Annotated in this window: 7 protein-coding genes; 3 read left to right on the forward strand and 4 right to left on the reverse strand. The window is 69.6% G+C overall.

The genetic code is table 11. The features are described 5' to 3' along the window. Positions 1-26 precede the first annotated feature (26 nt). Positions 27-2,513: an ABC transporter permease subunit gene (locus ACOCEP_RS35150; RefSeq protein WP_482333794.1), complete on the reverse strand. Its 2,487-nt coding sequence runs from the start codon at positions 2,511-2,513 to the stop codon at positions 27-29. Positions 2,514-2,665: 152 nt separating this feature from the next. Here ACOCEP_RS35150 and ACOCEP_RS35155 point away from each other — a divergent pair, with 152 nt between their 5' ends. Then, the gene (locus tag ACOCEP_RS35155; RefSeq protein ID WP_482333796.1) at positions 2,666-2,926 is read left to right on the forward strand and encodes a hypothetical protein; all 261 of its coding nucleotides are present in this window, start codon (positions 2,666-2,668) and stop codon (positions 2,924-2,926) included. Between the two features lie 61 nt (positions 2,927-2,987). Here the strand turns inward: ACOCEP_RS35155 and ACOCEP_RS35160 are convergent, their stop codons facing one another. Beyond that, positions 2,988-3,848, reverse strand: coding sequence for a helix-turn-helix transcriptional regulator (locus ACOCEP_RS35160; RefSeq protein WP_482333798.1), 861 nt, complete (start codon positions 3,846-3,848; stop codon positions 2,988-2,990). 144 nt (positions 3,849-3,992) lie between these two features. Between ACOCEP_RS35160 and ACOCEP_RS35165 the strand changes: the two genes are divergently transcribed. Continuing rightward, complete coding sequence (locus ACOCEP_RS35165) at positions 3,993-4,961, forward strand: SDR family oxidoreductase (RefSeq protein ID WP_482333799.1); 969 nt, start codon at positions 3,993-3,995, stop codon at positions 4,959-4,961. A 26-nt stretch (positions 4,962-4,987) separates the two neighbouring features. On the opposite strand, the gene ACOCEP_RS35170 is transcribed toward ACOCEP_RS35165, so the two are convergent. Next, positions 4,988-6,313, reverse strand: a complete 1,326-nt coding sequence (locus ACOCEP_RS35170) for an MFS transporter (protein ID WP_482333801.1) — start codon at positions 6,311-6,313, stop codon at positions 4,988-4,990. Continuing rightward, positions 6,310-7,536 carry a M20 metallopeptidase family protein gene (locus ACOCEP_RS35175; RefSeq protein ID WP_482333803.1) on the reverse strand — a complete coding sequence of 409 codons (1,227 nt, stop codon included), beginning with the start codon at positions 7,534-7,536 and terminating at the stop codon, positions 6,310-6,312. The genes ACOCEP_RS35170 and ACOCEP_RS35175 overlap by 4 nt, the downstream gene beginning before the upstream one ends. A gap of 116 nt (positions 7,537-7,652) precedes the next feature. On the opposite strand from ACOCEP_RS35175, the gene ACOCEP_RS35180 reads away from it, so the two are divergent. After that, complete coding sequence (locus ACOCEP_RS35180) at positions 7,653-8,684, forward strand: AsnC family transcriptional regulator (RefSeq protein ID WP_482333805.1); 1,032 nt, start codon at positions 7,653-7,655, stop codon at positions 8,682-8,684. The last annotated feature ends 210 nt before the right edge of the window (positions 8,685-8,894 follow it).

Here is an 8,894-nt window from a genome sequence, read left to right on the forward strand (position 1 = left end):
GTTGGTCCTCCTTGAAATCGGTCGAGCTACATACCTCGCGGGTGCAGGATCTCCTCGGCGACCAGCCCCAGCCAGTCGACGAAAAGCGCCAGTACGGCGACGAGGATTCCGAAGGTCAAGCTCAGCATCGGGCGGTACAGCCCGATTCCGGCGACGAGGCCGCCGCCGAGACCACCGCCGTCGATGAACGTCGCCAGCGTCGCGCTCGCGACGGTGAGCACCAGCGCGGTCCGGATCCCGGCGAGGATCACCGGAACCGCCAGCGGCAGTTCGATCCGCCACAGGATGGCCGTCTTGCCCATGCCCATGCCTCGCGCGGCGTCGACGACGGTCGGGTCGACGCCGTCGAGCCCGACGATCGTGTTGCGCAGCACCGGCAAGGTCGCGTAGACGACGAGCGCCGCCACCGCCGTCGCGGTGCCCGTGCCGATCCAGAGCGCGAGCAGCACGACGAGCCCGATCGACGGGATCGCCTGGCCGAGGTTGCCCAGCCCCAGCCCGATCGGCCTGGCCCAGCGGGCGCCGGCGCGGGTGAGCAGGATCCCGAGCGGGAGGGCGATCGCGATGGTGCACGCCGTCGAGATCCCGGTGAGCCGCAGATGCGCGCCCAGTTCGGTGAAGATCTCGCCGGCGTCGAGGAATCGCTGTTCGATCGAGTCGAGCGGCTGCGCGCGCACGATCAGGAACAGCGCCAGCAAGGCGAGGATCAGCAGGACCGGGCGCACCAGCAGCCCGAGCCGGCGCCGACGGGGCCGCGTGGGCACGGTGGTGTCCGGACCCGCGACAGGGACCTCTTCGGCGGCGGGGATCGCGGGCGCCTCGCCGGGGGGTTTCAGCGCCGCGACGAGGCTGGACACATCGCACACCCCCAGCGGCCGCGCGGCGCTGTCCCCGGTGACCATCACCGCGGTGCTACCGGTCCGCACCATCACATCCAGCACGTCTCGCAAGGTGGCGTCCGGCCGGACCGCGGGCAAGCCGTCCGGCCCTTCTTCCTGCCGGAGGTCCAGGTCACGCACCCGGATCAGCGCGAGCCGCTTCAGGTTCCGCTTCGGCCCGATGAAGCTCGCGACGTAATCGTCCGCCGGCGCGGCGAGGATCGCCTGGGGCGTGTCGTACTGCGCGATCACCGAGCGCGGCCGCAGCACGGCGATCCGGTCGCCGACCTTCAACGCCTCGTCGAAGTCGTGCGTGACGAACACGATCGTCTTGCGCACTTCCCGTTGCAGGCGAAGGAATTCGTCCTGTAACCGGGCACGCGTGATCGGGTCGGTGGAGCCGAACGGCTCGTCCATCAGCATCACCGGCGGGTCCGCGGCCATCGCTCGCGCCACCCCGACGCGCTGCTGCTGGCCGCCGGAAAGCTCACGCGGGTAACGGATGCCGTGCTCACGGGTCAGGCCGACGACTTCGAGCAGCTCGCGCACCCGGTCGGCGATACGTCGCCGGGTCCAGCCGAGCAACCGCGGCACCACGCCGATGTTGGCGTCCACTCGCAGGTGCGGGAAGAGCCCGATCTGCTGGATGACGTAGCCGGTGTCGCGCCGGTGCTCGTCGAGATCGAGCGCTGAGACGTCGGTGCCGCCAATCGTGACGACGCCCGAGGTGGGCTCCACGAGCCGGTTGATCATCCGCATGGTCGTCGTCTTCCCGCACCCCGACGGGCCGGTCAGCACGACGATCTCGCCCGCGGGGATACGCATCGTCAGGTGTTCGACCGCCGGTACCGCTCGTCCGGGATAGTGCTTGCCGACGTCACGCAGCTCGATCGTCTCGCCGCCCGTTCCGGTCGTTCCCCCGGCCGTCGCCGGAGCCACCTCTCGGCGGGGAAGGGGACGTCGCCGGGTCGTCAGCTTGCCGACCAGCACGAAGGCCAGGTCGAACAGCAGCGCCAGCACCATGATCCCGAGCGTTCCGGTGAGCACCTGGTTCAGGGAGTTGACCGAGCCGAACCGGCCGAGCCCGTCGAAGATCTGGTTGCCCAGGCCAGGGCCCTTGACGTACGCGCCGATGGCCGCGATACCGATCGTGATCTGCGTCGAGACACGGATACCGGAAAGGATCACCGGCCAGGCGAGCGGCAGCCGCACGCGGAACAGCAGCCGGAGACGGCCGAACCCCATCCCCCGCGCCGCGTCCACCACGGCCGGATCGACACCACGCAGCCCGACGATCGTGTTGCGCGTGATCGGCAGCAGCGCGTAGAGCACCAGCGCGCACAGCACGTTCGTCAGTCCCAGCCCGAACGGGCCGATCAGGATGCCCAGCAGCGCGATCGACGGCACGGTCAGGAACGCCGCCGTCGTCGTGGTCGCCAGCGCGCCGAGCCACCGGCGCCGGTACGTGAGCAGGCCGATCGTCATTCCGATCAGCACGGCCAGTGCCATCGCCGCCAGGGTGAGATCCACGTGCAGGATCGCGTCGTTGACGACGTCGATCCAGTTCTCCCGGAGGTACTCCGACAGGCTCAGGGCGCCACTCCTCGACGTCGCAGGAAGAAAATCGCCGACCACAGCCCAACATGGCCGCGGGGTTCCTGTCCACAGTCGGATCTGGTGCGCAGCGCGCGGCGGATCATTTTTCGCGTGACCGCGGGACGGCGAACCGGCCGGTCCGAGTTCAGCGGTAGCGTGTGCGCCAGACGAGCTGCAGGGGAGATCGGCGCGTGACACGACGGCTGGCTGCGAAGGATCGTCCCGGTGCCAAGGGCTTGCTCGGTCCTGTCTGTCTCGTGCTCGGCTTGCTCGCCTGGCTGCTCCCCTACGGCGAGGTGGCCTCGGTGCTGGCCTTGGCCGCCGCGGCGTGGTCGGTGTTCACCGACCGTCACTATCGGCTGGACGGCCTTGTCGTCGCAGGCGCCTGCGTCGCCGCCCTGCAACTGTTCTTCGGGCTGCTTCTGTTCACGATGGACCTGGCCGGGCATTGAGCACGTGGTGCTGGATCTCCGGCCATGACCCCGCTCCCGGCCATGCGATCCAGCACGATTCTCACGCGTCCGGCGGCGCGTACGCGACGGCGTGCCGGGGCCCGATGACCGCGAGCAGCCGGAGTTTCTCGTGGCTTTCGCTGCCGGGGACCGCGGTGTAGACGAGGAGCATGTGGGACTGGTCGGGATCGAGGAGGGTCTGACAGGTCAGTTCCAGTGGGCCGACCTCGGGGTGCACGAAGCGTTTGACGCCGTTGTAGTGGACGCCGATCTCGTGGTCGTTCCACGCGGTGCGGAACTCCTCGCTGCGGTCGAGCAGGAGGTCCAAGAGATGTGCCGCCCGTGAGGCGGGTCCACGGAGGGTGACCATCTTGCGGAGCCCCGCGGTGAAGACGCGCGTGTGCAGCGCGTGGTCGTCGGGGTGATAGAGGGTCCGCGTGGCCTCGTCGGTGAACCACCGGTAGCCGATGCTGCGGGACGGGCCGGTGTACCGGGTGGTGTCGCCGGTCAGGGCGACCCCGAGCGGGGTCTGCCGGAGCGTCTCGCCGAGCTCGGTGACGATCTCGGCGGGTGTGTCGGTGAGCCGGTCGAAGATGCGGAGCAGGCCCGGGCTGATGTGTTCGCTGGTCGTGCCCCTCGCGGGCGGGTTGTGCCCGGCGAGCCGGAAGAGGTGGTCTCGCTCGTCGAGCGACAGGTGGAGGCCCTGCGCGATCGAGGCGATCATCTGCTCGGACGGGTGAGGTCCGCGCTCCCGCTCCAGCCGGCTGTAGTAATCGGTGGAAATATGACAGAGCGTGGCGACCTCTTCGCGGCGCAGGCCGGCCGTTCTGCGCCGTTGCCCGCGCGGGAGCCCGACGTCTTCGGGCTGGAGCGACTCGCGGCGACGGCGCAGGAACCCGGCGAGCCCGGCTCGATCGATCACGGCTGCTTCCTCTCTGGTCCCGATGCCGGTTCAGTCTGCCTCCGCCGCCGGAGGTTTGCCTGGGATCGACAGGCCGTGGTTGTCGTCGTCGATCCGGCGCAGGCTGAAAGAACACGTCCACGGCAGGAGAACCAGGAGCAGCACATGGCACGCACCCGACCGGACATCACCGTTCCCGATCTGTCCGGGAAGCTCGCCGTCGTCACCGGCGCCAGCGACGGGGTCGGATTGGGACTGACGGCCCGCCTCGCCGCCGCCGGCGCCGAAGTCGTCATGCCCGTCCGCAATCCCCGCAAGGGCGAAGCGGCCATCGCGAAGATCCGACAGCAGCACCCCGAAGCGAACGTCTCCCTCCGGGACCTGGACCTGTCGTCGCTGGGCTCGGTCGCCGCGCTGGGCGCCACGCTGGGCGAGGAGAACCGGCCGATCCACCTGCTCGTCAACAACGCCGGTGTGATGACCCCACCGGACCGGCAGACCACCGCCGAGGGATTCGAGCTGCAATTCGGCAGCAACCATCTGGGCCATTTCGCCCTCGTCGCCCACCTGCTGCCGTTGCTGCGCGAGGGCCGCGCGCGGGTGACCTCGCAGATCAGCGTCGCCGCGAACCAGCACGCCGTCAACTGGGCCGACCTCAACTGGGAACGGTCGTACAACGGCCGCCACGCGTACAGCCAGTCCAAGATCGCCTTCGGCCTGTTCGGGCTCGAACTCGACCGGCGCAGCCAGGCCGGGGGCTGGGGAATCACCAGCAACCTCGCCCACCCCGGTGTCGCCGCCACCAACCTCCTCGCCGCGCGTCCCGAGGTCGGCCGGACCCGGGACACCATCGGTGTCCGCGTCATCCGCGCGCTCGCCGGCCGCGGCATCCTCCTCGGGACGGTCGAGACGGCGCTGCTCCCCGCCCTGATGGCCGCCACCTCGCCCGAGGCACGCGGCAGCCGCCTGTACGGCCCCAGCGGGCTCGGGCATCTGGCGGGCGCGCCCGCCGAGCAGCCCGTCTACTCGCGACTCCGCGGCGAGGACGACGCCGCACGGATCTGGCGGATCTCCGAAGAACTCACCGGTACCGCCTTCCCCGCCGGCGAGGACGCCCACCCGCGTCTGCAGTGAGCAGGTCATCGGGTGGGCGTCCAGGCTCAGACGGCGGTCCTTGCCCCGGCTTCCGCGTCGGCCTTCTCGTGCAGGTCGACACCCCTGGTTTCAGGAAGGGTGAAGACGACCAAGGCGCTGACGACCATGAGCACCATGCCGTAGACGACGAACAGCGACGGGTAGCCGTTCTTGGCGAGGAGCGTCTGAAGATACGGCGCCGTACCGCCGAAGGCCGCGACCGCGATCGAGTACGGCACGCCGACGCCGATGGTGCGGATACGGGTCGGGAAGATCTCCGCGTAGACCGCCGGGCCGATGGAGGAGAACCCGGCCATGAAGACCAGCGCGATCGACATCGCCAGGAACAGCTGCCAGGCCTGGTCGCCGACCATCGCGTTCAGCGGGAAGCTCAGCACCAGGAGACCGGCGATCGCGATGAACAGGACCGGCTTCCTGCCGATGCGATCGGACAGCCTTCCCCACAGCGGCAAGGCGATCAGGAAGATCACGTTCGCGAACACACCCGCCCACAGCGCGCCCGTCGGGTCGACGCCCCGCACGGTGATCGCGTAGGACGGCGCGGCGACGGCCCACATGTAGTAGATGACCGTGGCGCCGACGGTCAGCCCGACGACCTGAACGAGCAGCTTCGGATGCCGCTTGATCGTCTGCCAGATCCGGCCCTTCTCGGCCTTCTTGCCGGCGGCGTCGTCCTTGGCCGTCTCGGCGAGGAACACGCCGGTTTCCCGCATGCGCATCCGCATGTAGAGCGAATAGAGCCCGAAGACGCCACCGAGCACGAACGGGATCCGCCAGCCGAAGGAGAGCATTTGATCGTGGCTCAGCGCACCGGAGAGGACCGCGCCCAGCAGCGTGCCGGCGAGCACGCCGCAGGTGCCGGAGAAATAGATCAGGCTCGACCAGAGCCCTCGCCGGGCGGGCGGGGCGACCTCGGCGATGTAGGTCTGCGCCGAGGGCAGCTCACCGCCGTGCGCGAGACCTTGGGCCAGCCGTGCCACCACGAGGATCACCGACGCCCACACGCCGATTTGGCCGTACGTAGGGGAAAAGCCGATGACGAGGCTGCCTCCGGCGGCGATCGCGACCGTTAGTGTCATCGCCAGCTGACGGCCCTTGCGGTCGGCGATCCAGCCGAAGACCAAGCCGCCGAGGGGCCGGGCGGCGAAGCCGACCGCGAAGACCGCCAAGCTGCTCAGCAGCGCCGAAACCTCGTCCTGGGCGTTGAAGAACTGCGCGGCGAAGAACGACGCGAACGTCGCGTAGATGTTCCAGTCGAACCATTCCATCGCGTTGCCCGCCCCGAGCCCGAACAGGGTGCGGCGGCGGTCCGTGCCCGACGGCGCGCTCATCGGGTGGCTCCTTCGGCGAAGCGGTCGAGACGGCGGACGGCGAGTTCGGCGTAGACGGTGGCGGCCCTGGACAGCACGGACGGATCGAAGTCGGCGTACGGGCTGTGGTTGTTGGGCGCGGTGTCCGGTTCGAGCCCGGGCATCAGCGCACCGAGACCGAGGAACGTGCCCGGCACCTCGGCCAGCACCCGGGAGAAGTCCTCGGACCCGGCCACCGGATTGGGCAGTTCGGTGTAGTACCGCTCGCCGATCGTTTCCCGGACGACCTCCGCGCCGAACGCGGTCTCGTCGACGTCGGTGACGGTGACCGGGTACTCGCTCTCGAACGCGACGTCGGCGGTGACACCGTGCGCTCGCGCGACGCCGTCGATCGTCTCGCGGATCGCCGTGTCGAGCAGCGCGCCGGCGGCGTCCGAGAAACAGCGGACGGTGGCCTCGAATTCGGCGGTGGCGGGGATGACGTTGCGTTTGGTACCGCCGCGGATGACGCCGACGGTGAGCACGGCCGGATCGAAGATGTCGAACCGCCGGGTGACCATCGTCTGCAACGCGGTGATCATCGCCGCGGTCGCGGAGATCGGATCCTTGGCGCGGTGCGGCATCGACCCGTGGCCGCCTTCACCGTGCACGGTGACGAGCAGCCGGTACGACGCGGACATCAGCGTGCCGGGACGGCTGGCGAACTGCCCGCTGGGCAGCATCGACGAGAAGACGTGCAGCCCGTAGGCCGCGTCGGCGCGCCTGCCTGCCGCCTCGAGCACGCCTTCCCGGAGCATCACACCGGCGCCGTCCCAGCCCTCCTCACCGGGCTGGAACATCAGGACGACGTCGCCGTTGACGCGGTCGCGGTGGGTGTGCAGCAGCCGGGCCGCGCCGACCAGGGACGTGGTGTGCAGGTCATGGCCGCAGGCGTGCATCGCGCCGTTCGTGGCGGCGAAGTCCAGCCCGGTCTCTTCGGCCACCGGGAGCGCGTCCATGTCCGCGCGCAGCAAGACCGTGCGCGGCCTGGCCGAGTCCCTGGCCGCGCCTGTCCCGCGCAGCACGGCGGTCACCGACGTCGTGCCGGTCCCGGTGGAGACCTCCAGGCCGAGCCCGTCGAGTTCGCGCAGAACCCGCTCCTGGGTGCGGGGCAGGTCGAGACCGATCTCGGGTTCGCGGTGCAGGTCGCTGCGCAACCGGACCAGCTCGTCCTGCAGGCTTCGAGCGTCGTCGTGAAGGTCCACCGGTCGATCTCCTCTTCGTCGGACGTCGGCGTCTTGGTCGTCGAGTGTGCGAATCCGCGTCCGATATCGCGCTAGAATTGTCGGAATCGCTCAACGATCGGGCCCTGGAAGCACAAATGGTGATCGATACCCTGGATGAGGAGGACTTTTCGCTCATCCACGCTCTGCAACTCCGCCCTCGGGCGACCTGGGCGCAGCTGGGCGACGCCCTCGGCTCGTCGCCGGTGACGCTGGCGCGGCGGTGGGAGCGGCTGCGCGACGGAGGCGGCGCCTGGGTGACGGCGTATCCACGCGTGCCCGGGCGGTCACGGGTGCAGGCCGCCTACGTCGAGATCCGCTGCGCGAGCGGCCAGGTCCGGGCACTCATCGGCGAACTGTCCACCTGGCCGTCGGTGGTCAGCATCGAGGAGGCGTCCCGCGAGTACAGCCTGGTGCTGACCGTGTTCGGCCTCGGCATGCACGATCTCTCCACGCTGCTGCTGGACGCGATCCCGGGGCTTCCCGGCGTCCTCAACATCCGTTCGCATCTCGTGTCGCGGCTGCACGTCGAAGGCAGCTCGTGGCGGGTGGGCGCGCTGGACCGGGAGCGTGTGCAGGCGTTGTCGCAGCTGCCGCCGTCCGGTGGCGGAGGCGGACGGCAAACGGCACTACAGCCGTGGCAGGAGCCGTACGCCGCGCTGACCGCGGCACTAGGCGAAGACGGCCGCCGTACCGCCGCGGATCTCGCCCGGCTCACCGGCCGCCCGGTGTCGACCGTCCGGCGCCAGCTCGGTCACCTGATCGCCGCCGACGCACTGACGTTCCGCTGCGAGATCGCGCAAGGGCTCACCCCGTCGCCGATCGTCGTCAACTGGTGGTGCCAGGTGCCCGTCGCGCACGTGCCGACCTGCGTGGACCGGCTGCGGGCCAACCCGGCCATCCGTCAGATCGCGAGCCTGCCCGGCCCGGCGAATCTGCTGGTGACCACCTGGATGCGTTCGATCGAGGAATCGATGCGGATGCAGGAACATCTGGAACAGGACCTGGCCCCGCTGTCGATCGTCGACTCGGCGCTGATCCTGCGGACGGCCAAACGGATGGGCTGGCTGCTGGACGATCTGGGGCGCAGCACGGGATTCGTCGTCACGATGCCCGCCCGGCGGGAATGAAGCTCGGGTTCGGCGAGTGTGGCGTGTTGCGAAGTGATCCGCCTAGGTGGTGAAGGCCTCCTTGCCAACGCTGAAGGTCAATGCCAGGGCGGGGTGACTCTGGCTGTGGCATCCGCGGGAAGTGGTCGTGGTCTCGCGTCGTTCGGTTGGTCGGAGTACGTGAAGGCCCCCTTCATTGCGCTAGGCGCAATGAAGGGGGCCTTCACGTAC

It is taken from the genome of Amycolatopsis sp. CA-211722 (genome assembly GCF_056828465.1).